The 18,678-nt window shown below is 45.9% G+C and carries 15 protein-coding genes and 1 tRNA gene; 11 read left to right on the top strand and 5 right to left on the bottom strand.

The window, feature by feature from the left end; genetic code table 11:
- Nucleotides 1-71 precede the first annotated feature (71 nt).
- On the top strand, nucleotides 72-1,268 hold the full coding sequence (locus tag DW947_RS03990; protein ID WP_057089206.1) for an MFS transporter: 1,197 nt from the start codon (nucleotides 72-74) through the stop codon (nucleotides 1,266-1,268).
- On the opposite strand, the gene DW947_RS03985 is transcribed toward DW947_RS03990, so the two are convergent.
- Nucleotides 1,196-2,119, bottom strand: coding sequence for an urea transporter (locus DW947_RS03985; protein WP_080782231.1), 924 nt, complete (start codon nucleotides 2,117-2,119; stop codon nucleotides 1,196-1,198). The two genes, DW947_RS03990 and DW947_RS03985, sit on opposite strands and share 73 nt — an antisense overlap.
- Before the next feature lie 94 nt (nucleotides 2,120-2,213).
- Nucleotides 2,214-2,287 (bottom strand) — tRNA-Ala (locus DW947_RS03980).
- Between the two features lie 103 nt (nucleotides 2,288-2,390).
- On the opposite strand from DW947_RS03980, the gene DW947_RS03975 reads away from it, so the two are divergent.
- The 7 genes from DW947_RS03975 (at nucleotide 2,391) to DW947_RS03945 (ending at nucleotide 10,269) form a co-directional block, all read left to right on the top strand.
- The gene (locus tag DW947_RS03975; protein ID WP_005826379.1) at nucleotides 2,391-2,696 is read left to right on the top strand and encodes a DUF4286 family protein; all 306 of its coding nucleotides are present in this window, start codon (nucleotides 2,391-2,393) and stop codon (nucleotides 2,694-2,696) included.
- Nucleotides 2,693-3,262, top strand: coding sequence for a crossover junction endodeoxyribonuclease RuvC (ruvC, locus tag DW947_RS03970; RefSeq protein WP_005826381.1), 570 nt, complete (start codon nucleotides 2,693-2,695; stop codon nucleotides 3,260-3,262). The genes DW947_RS03975 and ruvC overlap by 4 nt, the downstream gene beginning before the upstream one ends.
- A gap of 34 nt (nucleotides 3,263-3,296) precedes the next feature.
- Nucleotides 3,297-5,294, top strand: coding sequence for a type I pullulanase (pulA, locus tag DW947_RS03965; protein ID WP_005835788.1), 1,998 nt, complete (start codon nucleotides 3,297-3,299; stop codon nucleotides 5,292-5,294).
- Between the two features lie 10 nt (nucleotides 5,295-5,304).
- Complete coding sequence (locus tag DW947_RS03960; protein ID WP_034523364.1) at nucleotides 5,305-6,777, top strand: ATP-binding cassette domain-containing protein; 1,473 nt, start codon at nucleotides 5,305-5,307, stop codon at nucleotides 6,775-6,777.
- 102 nt (nucleotides 6,778-6,879) lie between these two features.
- Nucleotides 6,880-7,536, top strand: a complete 657-nt coding sequence (gene fsa / locus DW947_RS03955) for a fructose-6-phosphate aldolase (protein WP_005835793.1) — start codon at nucleotides 6,880-6,882, stop codon at nucleotides 7,534-7,536.
- A 115-nt stretch (nucleotides 7,537-7,651) separates the two neighbouring features.
- Entirely contained in the window at nucleotides 7,652-9,550 is a 1,899-nt protein-coding gene (locus DW947_RS03950) for an LTA synthase family protein (protein ID WP_057281763.1), read from the top strand.
- Nucleotides 9,551-9,582: 32 nt separating this feature from the next.
- Complete coding sequence (locus DW947_RS03945) at nucleotides 9,583-10,269, top strand: phosphatase PAP2 family protein (protein WP_022401654.1); 687 nt, start codon at nucleotides 9,583-9,585, stop codon at nucleotides 10,267-10,269.
- Here DW947_RS03945 and DW947_RS03940 read toward each other — a convergent pair.
- Nucleotides 10,260-12,797: a carboxypeptidase-like regulatory domain-containing protein gene (locus DW947_RS03940; RefSeq protein ID WP_009036599.1), complete on the bottom strand. Its 2,538-nt coding sequence runs from the start codon at nucleotides 12,795-12,797 to the stop codon at nucleotides 10,260-10,262. The two genes, DW947_RS03945 and DW947_RS03940, sit on opposite strands and share 10 nt — an antisense overlap.
- A gap of 217 nt (nucleotides 12,798-13,014) precedes the next feature.
- Entirely contained in the window at nucleotides 13,015-13,878 is an 864-nt protein-coding gene (locus DW947_RS03935; protein WP_057281764.1) for a GLPGLI family protein, read from the bottom strand.
- Nucleotides 13,879-14,093: 215 nt separating this feature from the next.
- On the opposite strand from DW947_RS03935, the gene DW947_RS03930 reads away from it, so the two are divergent.
- Genes DW947_RS03930 through DW947_RS03920 form a run of 3 tightly spaced genes read left to right on the top strand, consistent with a single transcriptional unit; the run spans nucleotide 14,094 to nucleotide 17,586 of the window.
- Nucleotides 14,094-15,629, top strand: coding sequence for a sensor histidine kinase (locus tag DW947_RS03930; protein WP_016273208.1), 1,536 nt, complete (start codon nucleotides 14,094-14,096; stop codon nucleotides 15,627-15,629).
- 45 nt (nucleotides 15,630-15,674) lie between these two features.
- Nucleotides 15,675-16,358, top strand: coding sequence for a response regulator transcription factor (locus DW947_RS03925; RefSeq protein WP_005835806.1), 684 nt, complete (start codon nucleotides 15,675-15,677; stop codon nucleotides 16,356-16,358).
- Nucleotides 16,359-16,416: 58 nt separating this feature from the next.
- The gene (locus DW947_RS03920) at nucleotides 16,417-17,586 is read left to right on the top strand and encodes a mechanosensitive ion channel family protein (RefSeq protein WP_016273209.1); all 1,170 of its coding nucleotides are present in this window, start codon (nucleotides 16,417-16,419) and stop codon (nucleotides 17,584-17,586) included.
- On the opposite strand, the gene DW947_RS03915 is transcribed toward DW947_RS03920, so the two are convergent.
- Entirely contained in the window at nucleotides 17,583-18,641 is a 1,059-nt protein-coding gene (locus tag DW947_RS03915; RefSeq protein WP_119958452.1) for an endonuclease/exonuclease/phosphatase family protein, read from the bottom strand. The genes DW947_RS03920 and DW947_RS03915 overlap by 4 nt on opposite strands.
- Nucleotides 18,642-18,678 lie beyond the last annotated feature (37 nt).

Below are 18,678 nucleotides of genomic sequence, written 5' to 3'. Positions count from 1 at the left end.
TTGTCTTTATGTGGATTGGATATGTATTTTTTACGTACCTTTGCACCGTTTTTTGTAATAGACAGTATAAGATGATACAGAATCAGAGACCTCCTATCCGTAGAATTGCTTTTCCTATTCTTATAGCATTGAGTATTTCGCATTGTTTGAACGATATGCTGCAATCGGTTATTTCGGCAGTATACCCTTTGTTCAAGGAGGATTTATCCTTGAGTTTTGCCCAGATTGGTCTGATTACGTTGGTGTATCAGATGTCGGCGTCCGTGTTTCAGCCTCTAATGGGATTGTTCTTTGATAAGCGCCCCATTGCCTGGTCATTGCCGATAGGTATGGGCTTTACTTTGGTCGGTATCATGAATCTGGCTTTTGCTACTAATCTGTATTGGTTGCTGGCTTCGGTATTCATTGTGGGTATCGGTTCGTCTGTACTCCATCCGGAGGCGTCACGTATTACTTTTCTGGCTTCCGGCGGAAAACGCGGACTGGCGCAGTCTCTATTTCAGGTGGGCGGGAATTTGGGTGGCTCGCTTGGACCGTTACTGGTGGCTTTGCTGGTAGCTCCTTACGGGAGGCATCACATTGCCTTGTTCACGGTTTTTGCCTTGATTGCCATCGTGGTGATGATTCCTATATGTCGTTGGTTCCGTTCCTACTTGAACCACATCAAGAAACGCCCGATGCTTGTGGCAGGAAAGATAGAACGCCCTCTTTCCTCAAAGATGACGGTGTTTGCCATAAGTATTCTGCTGATACTTATCTTCTCCAAATATATCTATATGGCAAGTTTGACGAGCTACTATACATTCTATCTGATCCATAAATTTGGTGTTACTGTTCAGGCTTCACAGCTTTTCTTGTTTGTCTTCCTGGTAGCCACTGCCATCGGAACATTGGTGGGAGGTCCCGTAGGTGACAGGGTAGGACGTAAATATGTCATCTGGGCTTCCATTCTTGGAACGGCTCCATTTAGTATGATGATGCCTCACGTAGGGCTTGCATGGACAGTAGTGCTGAGCTTCTGTGTCGGTCTGATGCTTTCTTCCGCTTTTCCTGCCATATTGCTGTACGCCCAGGAATTGCTACCCAATAAGCTGGGTTTGATTTCCGGGTTGTTTTTTGGTTTCGCTTTTGGAATTGCCGGTATCGCTTCGGCTGTATTGGGAGGTATGGCAGATAAGTATGGTATAGAGGCTGTTTATAATGTATGTGCCTTTATGCCTTTACTGGGGTTGGTGGCTTGCTTTCTGCCTAATTTGAAAAAGAGATAGAGATTTTTTATTCCCATTGTCAGCCATACGGAGAGAACGAAAGGTGCGGTCAATGTAATAATTCCCCAATTCATTCCCACAATTTGCAATACAACAGAGAGTAAAACGGAACATGCAGCCCATATACAGCTCATCCAGCTTTTACCTCCTAAAGCAAGGGCACACAATACGCCATTATATCCCATCAGACCCATATTCAAAGCTTCGGAATCCACTCCCAATAATGTGGCTAGGAGGAGGGGGAGAAGTGCTCCCAATATGGTATATACTGCTGCATTCCGGGAATTCACGAGAATGCCTGCAAGGAAAAATAGTCCGGTCATCATGTTTCCTTGAAACATCACCTGGCCTATGCCCATACTGAAACATTGTAAGTAATTTATGGAGGAAGAAGCGGGTGTTTCTGTATCAGAGACGAGTAGCATGTCAGGCATCAGCCAACTGCACAATCCCAGCAGCATCCATACAGAAAGGATAAAAGGGGTAGTGAATCCGGGCAACACGCGTTGCATGTTGAAAAACCGTGCAATGTAGGTAGATGCACACGAGGCAATAGCCATCAGCATCAAGGAACTTACAGTCAGAAGCATAAAGACCCCTACGGCTATTCCTACCAGTGTACCGTTAAAACCATATAATCCATTTTTTATATCATCACGGTCATATCCTGAGATACGGCCTGTCGATGTACTTATTATGTTGCCACTTACAGCCAATAGGCCCATTTGCCATGAATTCAAAAAGATTCCAATTAACATCAATAATCCGGACAATGCATTGTTTTGGAACATGACTTGCCCTATGCCACGTCCTAAAATAAGTAATGACTTGCGTGTAAAAGCTTCTTTCATGAGTTGTCGAATGAAAATGGACTATATGTAAATTTATAGCTCGTTAATGCGTACAAAAAAAACGATTAGACTAATCTAACCGTTTTAATTTTTGTGGAGCGTATGAGACTCGAACTCATCACCTCGACACTGCCAGTGTCGCGCTCTAGCCAGATGAGCTAACGCCCCGTTGCCAACGTTTGCAGGCTTGCTTTCGTTTTTGATGGTGCAAATATAATGCATTATTCTGAAATAATTGCTATGTTTGCGAAAGAATTTGAAAAAATAAGTTATGCTGATATATAATACCACTTATCATGTAGAGGAAGGAGAAGACAAAAACTTCCTGATATGGATGCAGGAACACTATCTTCCTGAGGTAGAAAAGAACGGAACATTGTATGCTCCACGTATAGCCCGTATCTTGAGTCATATTGAGGAAGGAAGCATCTGCTATTCTGTTCAGTTTGAGGTAGAAAACTCTGCCAAACTGCATCGTTGGCATCAAGAGCAAGGAGTGAAACTGAACGAGGAATTACTGAATATCTTTAAAGATAAAGTGATTGGCTTTCCTACATTGATGGAGGTGATAGTGTGATACAACCGGTCAAAGAGAAAATAATATTGGGTATAGACCCTGGTACCACCATTATGGGGTATGGAGTATTGCGTGTGGCAGGTGTCAAGCCGGAAATGATAGCCATGGGAATTATCGACCTCCGCAAATTTGGAGACCACTATCTGAAGTTACGTCATATTCATGAACGGGTACTGAGTATCATAGAGAGTTATTTGCCTGACGAGCTCGCTATTGAGGCCCCTTTCTTCGGAAAGAATGTACAGTCCATGTTGAAGTTGGGGCGTGCGCAAGGCGTAGCAATGGCAGCTGCTTTGAGCAGGGATATTCCCATTACGGAATATGCTCCTTTAAAAATAAAGATGGCCATCACCGGAAACGGACAGGCATCCAAGGAACAGGTGGCGGACATGTTGCAGCGTATGCTGCATTTTCCTAAAGAGGATATGCCTACTTTTATGGATGCAACGGACGGGCTTGCTGCTGCCTATTGTCACTTTCTGCAGATGGGGCGTCCCACGGTGGAGAAAGGCTATCATGGCTGGAAAGACTTTATTGCCAAAAATCCGGATAAGGTGAAGAAGTGATAAGAATTGAAATGTAGAATCTAAAAATAATATCATGAAATTGAATGAACTTGCTATCATTGGAGTGGCTGCAACGACGGTTGTAAGCTGCACTCCCGCGAAGACGGAGTATGCTTCGTACGAACTTTACCCTGTCCGTTCGGGTAGTCTGACAGAGATGGAATATACACCTGCTGCCACGCAATTCACATTGTGGGCACCTACGGCGGATGAAGTTCGCCTGATGTTGTTCGAAGCAGGAGACGGAGGGCATGCCTATGAAACTATTTCAATGGAATCCTCTGAAGAAGGAACTTGGAAAACTAAAGTTGAAAAGGACTTGATAGGTAAATTCTACACATTCAATGTGAAAATCAATGATAAGTGGTTGGGGGACACTCCGGGTATCAATGCCAAAGCTGTAGGGGTGAATGGAAAGCGTGCCGCCATCATCGACATGAAATCCACGGACCCCGAAGGATGGGCAGATGATAAACGTCCGGCATTGGCCTCTCCTGCCGATGTGATTCTTTATGAAATGCACCATCGTGATATGTCCATCGACCCGTCGTCGGGTATTGAGCATAAAGGAAAGTTCCTGGCATTGACAGAACAAGGAACGGTAAGTCCCGACAAGCTGGCAACCGGCATTGACCATCTGAAAGAATTGGGAGTGACACATGTACATCTCCTTCCGTCTTATGACTATGCCTCCGTTGATGAGACAAGGCTGGACGAGAACAAGTATAATTGGGGATATGATCCGCAGAACTACAATGTGCCTGACGGCTCTTATTCTACCGACCCCTACAAACCGGATGTTCGTATCCGGGAATTCAAGCAGATGGTGCAGGCTCTGCACAAAGCAGGTATCCGTGTTGTTCTGGATGTGGTGTATAACCATACTTTCAATACATCCGACAGTAATTTTGAACGTACAGTGCCGGGATACTTTTACCGTCAGCGACCGGACGGAACGTATGCAGACGGTTCGGCTTGTGGCAATGAAACTGCCAGCAACCGTCCGATGATGCGTAAATACATGATAGAGTCTGTATTACATTGGATTAATGAATATCACATTGACGGATTCCGTTTTGACTTGATGGGTATCCATGACATCGAGACAATGAACGAAATCCGTAAGGCGGCAACGTCTGTAGATCCGACTATATTTATATATGGTGAAGGATGGGCGGCATCGGCTCCACAGATGGCGGAAGATTCTCTGGCAATGAAAGCCAATACTTATAAGATGCCGGGTGTTGCTGCTTTCTCTGACGAAATGCGTGATGCTTTGCGCGGTCCGTTCAATGACAATCATCAAGGTGCTTTCCTTGCCGGATTGCCGGGAGGAGAGGAGAGCATAAAGTTTGGTATTGTAGGAGCCATCAGGCATCCGCAAGTAAATAATGACTCTGTGAATTATAGTAAGGCTCCGTGGGCGGAACAACCTACACAGATGATCAGCTATGTTTCCTGCCATGATGATATGTGCTTGGTGGATAGGCTGAAAGCAAGTATCCCGGGTATTACTCCCGTAGAATTGGCAAAGCTTGACAAACTGGCGCAAACAGCCGTATTCACTTCCCAAGGTGTACCGTTTATTTATGCCGGTGAGGAAGTGATGCGTGACAAGAAGGGAGTACACAATAGTTTTGAGAGTCCCGATTCCATCAATGCGATTGATTGGAGACGAAAGGCGGAGCATGCAGATGTATTTGCTTATTATAAAGGTTTGATACAGCTTCGTAAGAAGCATCCGGCTTTCCGTATGGGTGATGCGGATTTGGTGCGTAAGCATTTGGAATTTCTACCGGTTGACGGCAGCAATGTGGTGGTTTACCGTCTGAAAGAAAATGCCAACGGTGATGCATGGGGAGATATTATAGTAGTCTTGAATGCCCGTAAGGAGCCTGCCAAACTTACCGTACCCGAAGGTAAATATACAGTGGTCTGCAAGGATGGCTTTATCAATGAACAAGGTTTGGGCACACTGTACGGCCCCGAAGTTGTTGTTCCGGCCCAATCGGCACTGATTATGTATAAATGATGATTGGATGATGCAGCAACATACAATACACATAGCGGGGGGCGTAGTACGCAACCCGCTTGTTCGTTTGACAGAGCCTGTCACTCTTGATTTCCTGGCAGGAGAACACATTGCCATTGTAGGACCGAACGGAGCCGGAAAGAGCCTCCTGGTGGATATGCTGACGGGAAAGTATCCTTTGCGTGATGGTGAGCTTACCTATGATTTCTCTCCCTCCCTCACGAAAACTGCCTATGACAATATCAAATACATTGCCTTCCGTGATACTTACGGTTCTGCCGATGCCAATTATTACTATCAACAGCGTTGGAATGCCCACGACCAAGAGGATGCTCCGCTAGTACGCGAAGTGCTGGGAGAGGTAAAAGACGATGCCTTGAGACGGCAGCTATTTGAACTTTTCAGCATAGAGCCGATGCTTGACAAGAAAATCATTCTTCTCAGCAGTGGGGAGCTGCGCAAGTTTCAGTTGACTAAAGCTTTACTGACTGTTCCCCGAATTCTTATCATGGACAATCCTTTCATAGGGCTGGATGCGCCTACCCGTGAACTGCTTTTTAATTTGCTGGATCGGCTTACCCGGCTGGGCGAGTTGCAGATTGTCCTTGTGCTTTCCATGTTGGATGACATACCTTCATTTGTTACACACGTTGTGCCGGTAGAGGAGATGAAGGTGGGCGAAAAGATGGAACGTGAGGAGTATGTGCAGGCATTCTGTGCGGGCAATCAGATGCGTATTCAGGAAGAGGCCGGAGCGTTGGAGGAATTGCAGCGGCGTATTCTCGATTTGCCCTACGAACATGCGAATTTCACTTCGGACGAAGTGGTGAAATTGAACGGGGTTAGCATCCGTTACGATGACCGTACCATTCTGAAGGAGCTGGATTGGACAGTGATGCGTGGTGAGAAGTGGGCGCTGAGTGGCGAGAACGGTGCTGGCAAGTCTACCTTGCTTAGTTTGGTTTGTGCGGATAATCCGCAGTCATACGCCTGCGATATCAGTCTTTTCGGACGGAAGCGCGGAACGGGGGAGAGTATTTGGGAAATCAAGAAACACATCGGTTATGTCAGTCCGGAAATGCATCGTGCTTATCTGAAGAATCTGCCTGCCATAGAGATTGTCGCTTCCGGTCTGCACGACAGCATCGGATTGTATAAACGTCCTCATGCCGAACAGATGTCGGTATGCGAGTGGTGGATGGATATTTTCGGTATTGCAGCCTTGAAAGACAAGCCTTTTCTGCAACTCTCCAGTGGAGAACAGCGTCTGGCATTATTGGCTCGTGCTTTTGTCAAGGACCCGGAACTGCTGATATTGGATGAACCGCTTCATGGACTCGATACATACAACCGCCGTCGGGTCAAGAAGATAATAGAGGCATTCTGCCATCGTCGGGATAAAACGATGATTATGGTAACCCACTATGAGAATGAATTGCCGCAAACAATTACTAACCGTTTATTCTTGAAGCGAAACCGCTGACCGAATAATATTGCGTCAGGGAAAGATAATAAAGGACTAGCGGGAACCATTTATGATGTAAATCGTTATATTTGTAATATCAACCATCTAAACATTTATATCATGAAGTTTTTTATTGATACGGCAAATTTGGAACAGATTCGGGAGGCCTATGACTTGGGCGTACTCGACGGAGTTACCACTAATCCTTCGCTTATGGCAAAAGAAGGTATCAAAGGAGTGGAGAACCAGCGTAAGCACTATGTGGACATCTGTAATATTGTGCAAGGCGATGTAAGTGCCGAGGTGATAGCCACCGACTATGAAGGCATGATTAAAGAGGGTGAAGAATTGGCAGCCTTGAATCCGCATATCGTAGTGAAGGTGCCTTGCATTGCAGAAGGTATCAAGGCCGTTAAATACTTCTCGGGCAAAGGTATCCGTACAAATTGTACTCTGGTATTTTCTGTCGGTCAGGCATTGCTTGCAGCCAAGGCAGGTGCAACGTATGTTTCTCCGTTTGTGGGGCGTCTCGATGATATCTGTGAGGATGGCATTGCATTGGTTGCGAAGATTGTAGAGATGTACCGTTATTATGGATATACCACCCAGGTACTTGCCGCCTCTATCCGTCATACGGCACATATCATGCAGTGTATAGAGGTGGGTGCTGATGTGGCTACTTGTCCGCTTTCGGCCATTAAGGGTTTACTTAATCATCCGCTGACCGATTCCGGTCTGAGGAAGTTCCTTGAAGATTACAAACGCGTGAACGGATAAACTTAAAATATCCTATAAGCCTATCTTTCAATGTAATTATTGACTAATATTGGTGAGAAATAGAATAAAAAGATTTATTTTTGCGCCTTATATTTAGATATACAATAAGGCACCGATGAAAGATAGGCTCATAGGATTTATTAAGACATACTGCTTGTTTGTCTGCATTTTTGTGTTGCAAAAACCACTGTTTATGCTGTTTTACAAATCGCTGTACCCGGATGCCTCGTGTGCGGACTGGTTCAGTGTCATTTGGCATGGGTTACCTTTAGACCTATCTCTGGCTGGTTATCTGACAGCTATTCCCGGTTTTCTTTTCATAACCTCTGTATGGACACTTTCTAAATCCCTTCATCGCATCTGGTGCGGCTATTTCCTCTTCATTTCTGTTCTTCTATCCATTATTTTTACTGTAGATTTAGGATTATACGAGTATTGGGGATTTCGTTTGGATGCCACACCGTTGTTCTATTTCTTTTCTTCTCCTAAAGAAGCAGTGGCCAGCGTCAGTATCTGGATGGTGCTGGGGGGAATTGTTGCAATGGCTGTTTATGCTGTCGTGCTGTATGCTGTTTTCTACGGCATCTTGTTGCAGAAGAAACTGTTGCTGCAGATGAAACTGCCTTATCGTCGCCTGAAGGTGTCAGGTATATTGTTGCTGATGACGGGGCTGCTGTTTATTCCTATCCGTGGAGGCTTTACAGTATCTACCATGAATGTGGGGAAAGTCTATTTCAGTGCCGAGCAGCGTCTGAACCATGCAGCTATCAACCCTGCATTCAGTCTGATGGAATCTCTTGCCAAGCAGAAGGACTTTAGCAAGCAATACCGTTTTATGGAAGCTGCGGAGGCCGACCGGCTTTTTAAAGACATGCTTGAACCCGCAGTTGCCGGTGGTCAAACGGAAGAGACGGATTCTGTGCGGCAATCTGCCGATTCGCTGCATACTTTATTCAATACTCAGCGTCCCGATGTACTCTTTGTGATTCTTGAGAGTTTTTCCTCTAGGTTGATGACAGCTTTGGGAGGTGAGCCGAATATTGCCATTCATCTGGATAGCTTGAGTAAGGAAGGGGTGCTCTTTACGAACTTCTACGCCAACAGTTTTCGTACGGACCGTGGACTGGTGGCTATCTTGAGTGGCTATCCTGCCCAGCCCACTACGAGTATTATGAAGTATCCCCGTAAAACGCAGTCCATTCCTGCCATTGCAGGCAGCTTGCGGAAGGCGGGTTATGGTACCAAGTATTATTATGGCGGTGATGCCGACTTTACCAATATGCGTTCCTACCTGATGTCATCGGGCTTTGAAGATATTGTTTCCGACCAGGACTTTCCCGTAACGGAACGTTTAAGTAAGTGGGGGGCGCACGACCATCTCGTATTCAACCGTCTGCTGGAAGACTTGAAAACCGAAGCTGCCGAAGGAACTACAGAAGAGAAAACTCCTTATTTCCGTGTCTTGCAGACCTCCAGCAGCCACGAGCCTTTTGAAGTACCTTTCCGTCGTCTGGAGAATGACCGGCTGAACGCCTTTGCCTATACGGATAGTTGTGCAGGCGATTTTGTAAGACAGTTCCGTGAGCTCCCCCAGTGGAAGAATACGGTGATTGTGTTTGTTCCAGACCACTTGGGAGCTTATCCCGAACATATCGACAATTTGTCGGTAGAACGCTACCGGATACCTCTGTTGATGGTGGGCGGTGCCATCCGAGAGCCGAGGCGCATTGACGTCTATGGCTCGCAACATGACATTGCAGCCACGTTGCTGGCCCAATTGGCGCTGCCCCATGAAGAGTTTGTTTTCAGTAAAGATATGCTTAATCCCGCTTCCCCTCATTTCGCGTTCTTTACCGTACCCGATGCTTTCGGTATGGTGACAGCGGACAACCAGGTGATATTCAATTGCCAGGCAGGTGCTGTGGTAGTGGATGAGGGCACGGCAAAGGGAAAGAACTTGCCGTTGGGCAAAGCCTATCTGCAGAAATTGTATGACGATATAGCAAAAAGATAAAGGAAGATAATTAAAGTATAAGAGTATAAAGTATGACAGCACTTATGGATGTCTTGCAAGGGGCGATAGATATAGACACAAACATATTCCTTTTCATCAATGGGATGCACAACACCTTTTTCGATTACTTTATGAGTGCCTACAGCGGTAAGTGGGTCTGGGTGCCGATGTATGCTGCCATTTGGTATGTGATGCTGCGCAACTTCCATTGGAAAGTGACTTTGTTCTGCATGGTCGGTCTGGCACTCGTAATTACCATTGCCGACCAGACGGGGGCAACATTGATACGCCCGTATGTGGAACGCCTTCGTCCCGCCAATCTGGAAAATCCCATATCCGACATGGTGCATATCGTAAACGGACATCGAGGAGGGCGTTATGGATTCCCCTCCTGTCATGCTGCCAATACTTTTGGTCTGGCATTCTTTGTCTGGTTTCTTTTCCGTAAACGATGGCTCACTGTGTTTATGATGGGATGGGCGTTGCTGACCTGCTATTCACGTGTCTACTTGGGAGTGCATTATCCGGGCGATCTCATCGCGGGAACATTGGTTGGATTGATTGCCGCATACATTGTATATCGCCTTTTCCTGAAAGTCAGCGGGTATAAGACCATGAAGAAAGTCCCCCATATTTATGCTCCCATATTGGTGGGCGGATTGACGATAGTTGGGATATTGATATATTCCACGGTGATGATATTGCAGGCTCAGAACTGATGATTTATCGTCACCATTGCTTCCCTCGGACGTATATTTAGTCGTGAAGTGTAGCTTTGCGTGGTGGAATACGTTGTGTAAGCATACTCTTTTTTGTTGAACAGGTTGTTGAGGCTTGCTTCCAATCTCCATTTTTTTCTTTTATAGATAAGGGATGCATCTGCGAACACGGTGTTGAGATGTGCGTCCCCTCCTAAGTCATTCCGGTAATGCTCGCCGGATAGCCGTAGGTCTACCTGCCCGATACTGAATGTGAGATGTAGCCGTTGTACGAAGTCCAGTAACGGGGTGAGACGGGTATCACTTCCTATCTTACTGCCGCCATAGCCTAATGTGGCATGATATTCCGCTTCAAAAACATCTGCGGGAGACCAGATTATTTTAGGCTCTGCTTTCAGATAATCATAACGATAGGTCTGCAGAAGACTTTGCCGGTTACCCTCGCTGTCAGCCAGGCGGGTAAGCTGTTCGCCATTGCTGCGACTGAGTAGTAGGGTGAGTGAGGTTTTCAAATGCCAGTCGTATATACCTTTGGAGAAAGTACTGCTGAGATTCCAGCTATCGTTATGGTTCGGTAGTTCACGACGAGTGTAGACAATGGCATTTTCGGAAACACTCTGTTCGAAAAGAGTATTCCGGTTGCTGCGGCTGTAGGTTAGTGCGGCAGTGATGAAAAATTCCTGTACAGTGTTTTTGTACTCTCCGTAGAGATTGTAGGTTTGCGTGAGGCTGGTAGGGAAAAGTCCGTTGCCGTCTCGCCAGGTGCGGTAATCAGTTTGGTAGAGTCCCGGATACAAGTCGGAGAAGTCTTCTGCCGAGCGTTTCAGACTGCCATAAAGGGAGAACGTCCAATGATAATCCAGTTTATAGCGCAAATACATGGACGGATTGAAGAACAGGAACGAACGCTGTTGTGAGAAATACCGATCTGCTTTCAGAGGAAGCGAAAGTGTAGCCAGCCATTTTCCACGTTCCAGCTGGAAGTAGGGGGTAATATGCAATGACAGATGCGAAGCATTGAAATCATTGGGCTGTCTTGTCGGAGTATATTTCAGGGTAGCCCGTTCTCCTTGTATTCCTGCCTTATATTGTTGGGTAAATCCATCATACTTTCGTAGATATGCGGCACTGTTATCTGTGTAGAAGTTGTGCTGGTTGAATTTACTTTTTCCTTCTTCGAGTAGTAAGGATGCAGGCTGGTAAGCATACTGTGTCGTCGAACGAAATTCCCAGGTTCCGCTTTCCCGGTTTCGGATAAGATTGAAGTAGTTTCCGGCACTTAGCTGTGACGTTTGCAGAGTTTGTCCCAGTTCCTCCGAACGTCCGCGATTTATTTCTCCGTCTACGGTGAAGCGGTTGGATATATAATTCCGGCTGCTGTTGTCTTCATAACGCAGTTCCAGATTAGCGATGTCACTTCTCAGACGATAATGGTAGGTTTCGTCTATTTGTATGGTATCTGTCGGTTGATAATAGATTTGGGTATTTCCCCGTTGCTGTTGGATTAGCTCATGAGTATATCCGGCTTGCAGGCGTAAGCTGCGGTCATCATTCCATTTGTACATACGGTTGCCGTTCAGGGTGTGGGTTTCATTGAATAATAAGCGATTCTTGTCTAATGGTGCGCTGATGCCCGGCTGGGAGAGAAAACCGGAAAGCGGAACTTGTTGCTGGCCATTTCCGGTCAGTTTGGTTTGCTCGTTGCTGAGGTCCTTGCCATTGTTATTCGTCTTGTAATTATAGACACTCTGTTTTCCTTTACCCAGTTGAAGGGCATTCAGTCTGCCTTCCCACAGGATTTTGTTGTTCTCACTCCATCCGGTTCCCAGAGTACCGTTTGCTATCCATTGATCGCGTGCTTTCGGGTCGAGTTTCAGGTTCAATGCCACCTCATCGGAATTGATTTTTCCTTTCAAGGCCTTTACTGACTGATAGTTCTCCATGATTTCCGCACTCTTTACGGCTTTGGCGCTCAGATTGTTGTTGATTTGGTTATAACGTCCGCCTGTCACGTCCATTCCTTCCACAAAGTAGTGGTCGATGGCTTTCCCTTTATACTTAACCTGTCCGTTTTCATCTACATCCACGCCCGGAAGTTTCTTCAATACATCCTTTATGTGCACATCTTTAGATGAAGCAAACTGTGCCAAGTCATATCTCACCGTATCTTTTCGGGTATTGATACGTCCGGGACGTATTTGTACTTCTTTTAATACGATAGCTTCCGGTTGTAGGCTGAGATTCAGGATTCCTGCCGCATTGATATTCCGCATTTCTCTCTTATAGCCTAACAAAGAAATATTGAGTTGCAGCATTCCGCTATGCTTCCACGGCAAAGAAAATTGTCCTTTGGCATCGGTCAATGCATAGTCTATCGTTGTGTGTCCGCGTAATACACTAATCATTACAGCTTCCAGCGGTTGATTGGTTTCTGCATCTGTTATCTTGCCGCTCAACGTCTGGGCGTAGGTAGGCGACAAGAAACTAAAGAGAAACAGGAAAAATAGAATGATAGTTTTTTTATTCATACACTGCAATAATTGATTGTTTGGCAATTGAAGTTTGTTGAAATTTTTATACGATTATGGTGATTTCGTAATTTGTTGATTATCAATGCGTAAAAAGAGGATGTTTAAGTATACGACTGAATGGCATTCACTATACGACTGAATAGGGTTCAGTATACGACTGAAATGCATTCAGTATGCGATAGATTTCACGAATGCTTACGGGTGTGGAGAAATATTATCGTTCCAGTGGATTATAAGGAACGTTTTTCGGGTTCTTGGTTGCATTGCCGTGTTCATCACTAACCTTAACGGTGACGTTCGGCATGCTTCCGGTGATAAATCCTACCGGATCGGCATAATAACGTTCGTGCACTTTGTTGTATGCTTTGCGGTTCATCGGTTCGTGCTTCTTTCCGTCGAAAAGTATCGGCCGATATGTGTGGCATTGCTCTACACCTGTGGCAGTGAATGAATAATGCCCTTCACTGTCTTCGGCTTTCAGTATCAGTCCGGGCAGTCCGCAAAGCTTCCATGGACCTTCGCTTATGGGTATTTCTGCAGTAAACCATGCCGTCCATGTACGGCCTTTTAATTGACATTCGGCTTTGCTGCAAAGGTAGGAGAGGACACTATCGTTTTCTGCCAGTATCTTCCACTGCGGACGTTCATCCGTTTCTTCGCAACGCAGGCGGGATATGCCTGCCACTTCATCGAGAGTCGTTACTTTTCCGGCAGGATAACCTCTGAAGGTTCGTTCGCTCAGTTTGCTTGTTCCGTATTGTTTCAGATGTTCATTAATCGTTTCCTGCGAGGCTTTATTGGCGAAGTCTACTGCCAGTACAGAGTCGCAAACATACTTGGTGTAACTGTAGAACTTAGAGAGATTTTTACCGACTTCCAGCATCATGGTTTCTTCCGTAACATTTTCCGGCTTTTCCGTATTACTGATACAGCGCGTTTCATATTGCACAAGGATTTGTGCTTCACCGATGGTATCATTCTGTATTTTCGTTCCATCAGAAACGATGATTTGTGCCTTCGCTTGTGATGCGAACAATATAGCGAGACACAGATTGAGGAAAATAATTCTTGCACTCATAGTTTTTACATTTTTAGAGGTTTTACATATTGCTTCCAGCGATTATTGTACTGCAAAACTATGCGGATTTTGCTTCAGAAGAGGCTGAAAGTTATTACTGAAATATTACTCAATGCATAATATCTGCCTCGCACGTACCTATATTTGCAAGCTAACTTCTACCTTTGTCGGTACTAAATGAAAGTCTTTCTAAGTGAGACTAAAAAAGAACAATTATGGAACAACGGATTAAGATCGTTTGGATATTCTCCATCGCATCGATACTGCTTATTACCTGCGGACAGGTCTACTGGTTGCGTAATCAGTATCAGTATATGAATGATGAACAAATCAATGGTATTTATGATTGCATCTTGCAGACCACCCAACAGTATGACTCTATCCGTACTCCCCAACCCAAAAAGGTGCTTAGCAATACCAATATGTTCTTCTATCACTTGAGCAAATCCATTGATTTGGAAAAGCGGACCACTATCGACGAATTAATTTTGGGTGTTCTGAAAGGGCGGGACTTGGAGAGCTTGGGCCAAAAGAATATAGAAACTCTCAAAATAGAGCAGCAGGACTCTGCCAGTACAGATGATAAAGAGAGAGAGGCAAAGCGTAGGAAATGGGCATTGGCGTTAGACACCCTTTTGCCGGAAGAGCGGCTCATTGCGAAGGATTCATTCAAAATCAATATGTCCGATAAAGATGCTCCTAATTTGAACTCTATTATTAATCTTTATCGTTTGGAGTTGGATGTGCCTTTTGCGTTGCAGCAATTTGATTCCTTGCTTGCCATACGTTTGGACGAACAAACGTTTACTACGCATCTGGTGGTTTCCGAAGATTCCATTTACCAGTGGAATGCGGAACTGAAACGGCAAGGTACATTGTTCAATCCATATATAGAAGTAATGTATCCTTATAATCCCCTGAAACGCCAGTTTGTGCTTGTTTCCGTGAAGGTTTCACCTCATGTGGTACTTGTGCGTATGGGTTGGCAGTTAGTGGGCAGTACATGTCTGATATTTCTGCTGGGGCTTTGTCTGCTGTTTCAGATAAAAACCATCTTGAAGCAACGGCGGATAGACGAACTGCGAAAAAGCTTTGTAAACACTATGATACATGAACTGAAACGTCCCGTCCAGGCTCTGAAAATGTGTATCGCCTTTCTCAATGACAAGTCTATGCGAACAGATGAGAAAGCGATGGATGAAGTGATTCACGATTCCATGTCCGAGCTGGATAACTTGTCGGCCTATCTTTCAAAACTACGTGATATGACGCGTGCCGATGATGAACACACGCAGCTTTCCGTCCGTACATTTGATATAAAGACGAGTTTGGAAAAGCTTGTCCGGCTTTACCATGTTCCTGAGGGTAAGGATGTTGCTATTGAAACCCATTTCAGTTCGGAGACTCTGGTAACGGCAGACCCGGTGCATGTTTCTAATATTATCAGTAATTTGATAGAGAACGCCGTAAAGTATTCGGGCAAGTCTGTGCATATTGTTGTAGATTGCCTTTTGCAGGATCACCAATTGACGATACGGGTGTCTGATGATGGCATCGGCATTCCGGTTTCCGAACAGAACCGTGTATTCGATAAGTTCTATCGGGGCAGTAATCTTCCAGACCGTTCATTGCCCGGCATTGGTCTGGGGTTGAGCTATGTAAAGTTGCTGGTAGAGGCGCATCATGGGAGCATTTCTTTAAATAGTCAGGCAGGCAAGGGAACAATGATTGAAATTAATATTCCCCAATAAGTCCGTGCTAACCCGCATAATCCCTATTCTAAAATAACCAATGATATGAAAGCCTTGAAAATACTTTTTGCCGATGATGATTTGAAATATTCAATGCTGCTGAAGCGCTTTCTTGAGAAGGAAGGCTATGAAGTGACTTATGCCGGAAACGGGAAAATTGCTCTGGAACAATTTCCGCTCATAAAGCCTGATTTGGTATTGCTCGATATCAATATGCCCGGTTACAATGGCTTTGAAGTGGCTGAACGCATCCGCGAGATGGATAAACACGTCCTGATCTTTTTCCTTTCCGACCGTAGCGATAAGGCCGACCGCCTGCAAGGATTCCAACTGAAGGCGAACGATTATCTTGCCAAACCTTTCTATCCGGAAGAGCTGACAGCGCGTATCCGCGAGCGTTTCACTTCGCAGTTGTCCGGCGTGGCGGAGGATGAGATGTATGCTTTCGGCCATTCCGTATTCAATTACAGTACGAACGAGATTCGTACGGGAAATAGTAAGGTGCTGATTACTTCCCGTCAAGCCGATATCCTTCGCTTGCTTGCGCTGAATGTGAATAAGACTGTCAGTCGCGATACGTTGCTGGATGCTGTGTGGGGCACTGCCTCGTATGCCAACTCCCTTGCCTTGAATGTACAGATGTCCTATCTGCGGCGGTCGCTAAAAAACGACCCGAGCGTGAGGATTGAGTCGTTGATGAAAAAAGGGTATATGCTTGCCGTTCTCTGAAAACATCTTTATCTTTGGATTGTTATACAAACAAGACACTTCAAAAAAAAGAGAGCTTATGATGAGTTTAGGAGGATGGATGAATAAAGTCCTGATAGGTTGGGGGATAGACCCGAAGTTTGCCGATATGTTTGACGAGACGATTATTGCACTGCTGATGGTGGGGCTTTCGATAGGGCTGGACTATTTGTGCCAGGCAATCTTCGTTGGCGGTATGAAGCATTATACCCGGCGCTCTCCCCATCAGTGGAATACGTTGCTGATGAAACGCAGGGTGATACACCATTTGATACATATTCTGCCGGGAATCCTCATCTACTACCTGCTGCCCATGGCCTTTGTGCGTGGAAAGGAGATGCTTGAGTTCTCACAAAAGGTGTGTGCTGTCTATATCATTGTGGCGGTGCTGCTTACTATCAACGGCTTGTTGCTGGTGATGCTCGATGTTTATAACATGAAGGACAAGCAGAAGAACCGTCCGCTGAAAGGCTTCGTGCAGGTATTGCAAGTGCTACTGTTTTTTATCGGAGGCATCATAGTGGTTTCAGTGCTGATAGGCAAGTCTCCTATGACCTTGTTTGCCGGTCTGGGCGCATCTGCGGCTGTACTGATGCTGGTATTTAAGGACAGCATTCTGGGGTTTGTAGCCGGCGTGCAGCTCTCTGCTAACGACATGTTGCGGATAGGGGACTGGATAGCGCTGCCGGGTGGCGTTGCCAATGGAGTTGTAGAGGAGATTACGCTGAACACGGTCAAGATACGCAACTGGGACGAAACCATCTCGACCGTACCGCCGTATACCCTGGTGAACAACTCCTTCCAGAACTGGCGCGGCATGCAGGAAAGTGGCGGGCGACGGGTAAACAAGAATATCTTTCTGGATATGACTACCTTGAAGTTCTGCACTCCGGAAATGCTGGATAATATCCGCAAGGAAGTCCCCTTGATGGCCGACTATCAGCCTGCAGAAGGAGAGGTGCCAACCAATGCGCAGCTCTATCGTATCTACATCGAACGCTATTTGTGCAGCCTGCCGGTGGTGAACCAGGAGATGGACTTGATTATCAGCCAGAAGGAACCCACGACGTATGGGGTACCCATCCAGGTATATTTCTTCTCTCGCAACAAGGTATGGAAAGAGTACGAGCGCATTCAGTCCGACATCTTCGACCACTTGCTGGTGATGGTACAGAAGTTTGACTTGAAACTGTATCAGTATTCCGACTAATATATCAACCGGAACTCCGCATATACAGGCAAGTGGTCGCTGTATCCTCCTTGATACTTCATCCCGTAGTAGGTGCGGAAGGGTTGCTGCCCTCCGTATTTCTTGTCTCTTGTCAGTAGGAAGGGCAGGCAGAATACGTCTGCCTTCGCTTCCTCTGTATATAGCGGTGCGTGTTCTTGCAGCAGCGTACCCGATACGATGATGTGGTCCAGCAGTCCCCATTCTCCTTGATACTTGTAGCTGCCGAAGTGCTTGCGTGTCTTGGTTTTTCTTGCCAGTAGATGGTAAAGTTTTTGTGGATGTAGAGAGTCTTGCAATGTTGACGGTGCTGCTGCCTCCAACACCTCCTTTACCGATTTATTCTCCGGATAATCGTTGAAATCCCCTAAAAGGACTATTTGCGGATGTTGGCGTATCGTGTATAGGCTGTCTATGGCATGCTTCACCTTTCGGGCAGCCAGTAGCCGGTAGGGTTCAGACTCTCTTGCCCCTCCCGAACGGGATGGGAAGTGAGCTACCAGTACATCAAGCGTATCCCGGTTCAGCAACAATCCGCTGACGTGAAGAATGTCCCGTGTGGAACGGCTATTCTTCCGGGGCTTGTCTACGGGGAGGCTCTGATAGGAAAGCAGTTTGAAAAGATTACGTTGATAAAGCAGCGCTACGTCGATGCCGCGTTCGTCGGGAGATTGTGTCATCACATACCGGTAGTCTGCTTCGCGCAAGGCAGAGTAGCGGGTAAGGTCGCGCATCACACTGTCATTCTCCACCTCACACAAGGCAACAAGGGCAGGCGGCGTCCATCCTCCGGTGGCGATGATGACGCGGGCTATATTATCCAGTTTCTTTCTGTATTTAGAGTAGTTCCAATGCCGGGTGGCATCCGGCAGGAACTCGTAGTCATTCTTTAGTGTGTCATGTCGGGAATCGAATAGGTTTTCTACATTGTAGCTTACTATCCGAAACGTGAGGGTATCTCTTCCTTCTTGCCCGTACAGACTGATGTACGGGCAGAGAAGGAAGAGTATAACTCCTATCTTATGGATAACGTTCATACAAACTATTCCCGTTCCCCTTTAAGGAACGCGGGAT

The organism is Bacteroides sp. AM44-19, from assembly GCF_003603395.1.
Taxonomy (GTDB): domain Bacteria; phylum Bacteroidota; class Bacteroidia; order Bacteroidales; family Bacteroidaceae; genus Bacteroides; species Bacteroides uniformis.
The sequence above is the reverse complement of the archived record's forward strand: the minus strand, read 5'-3'. Positions and strand labels throughout refer to the sequence as shown.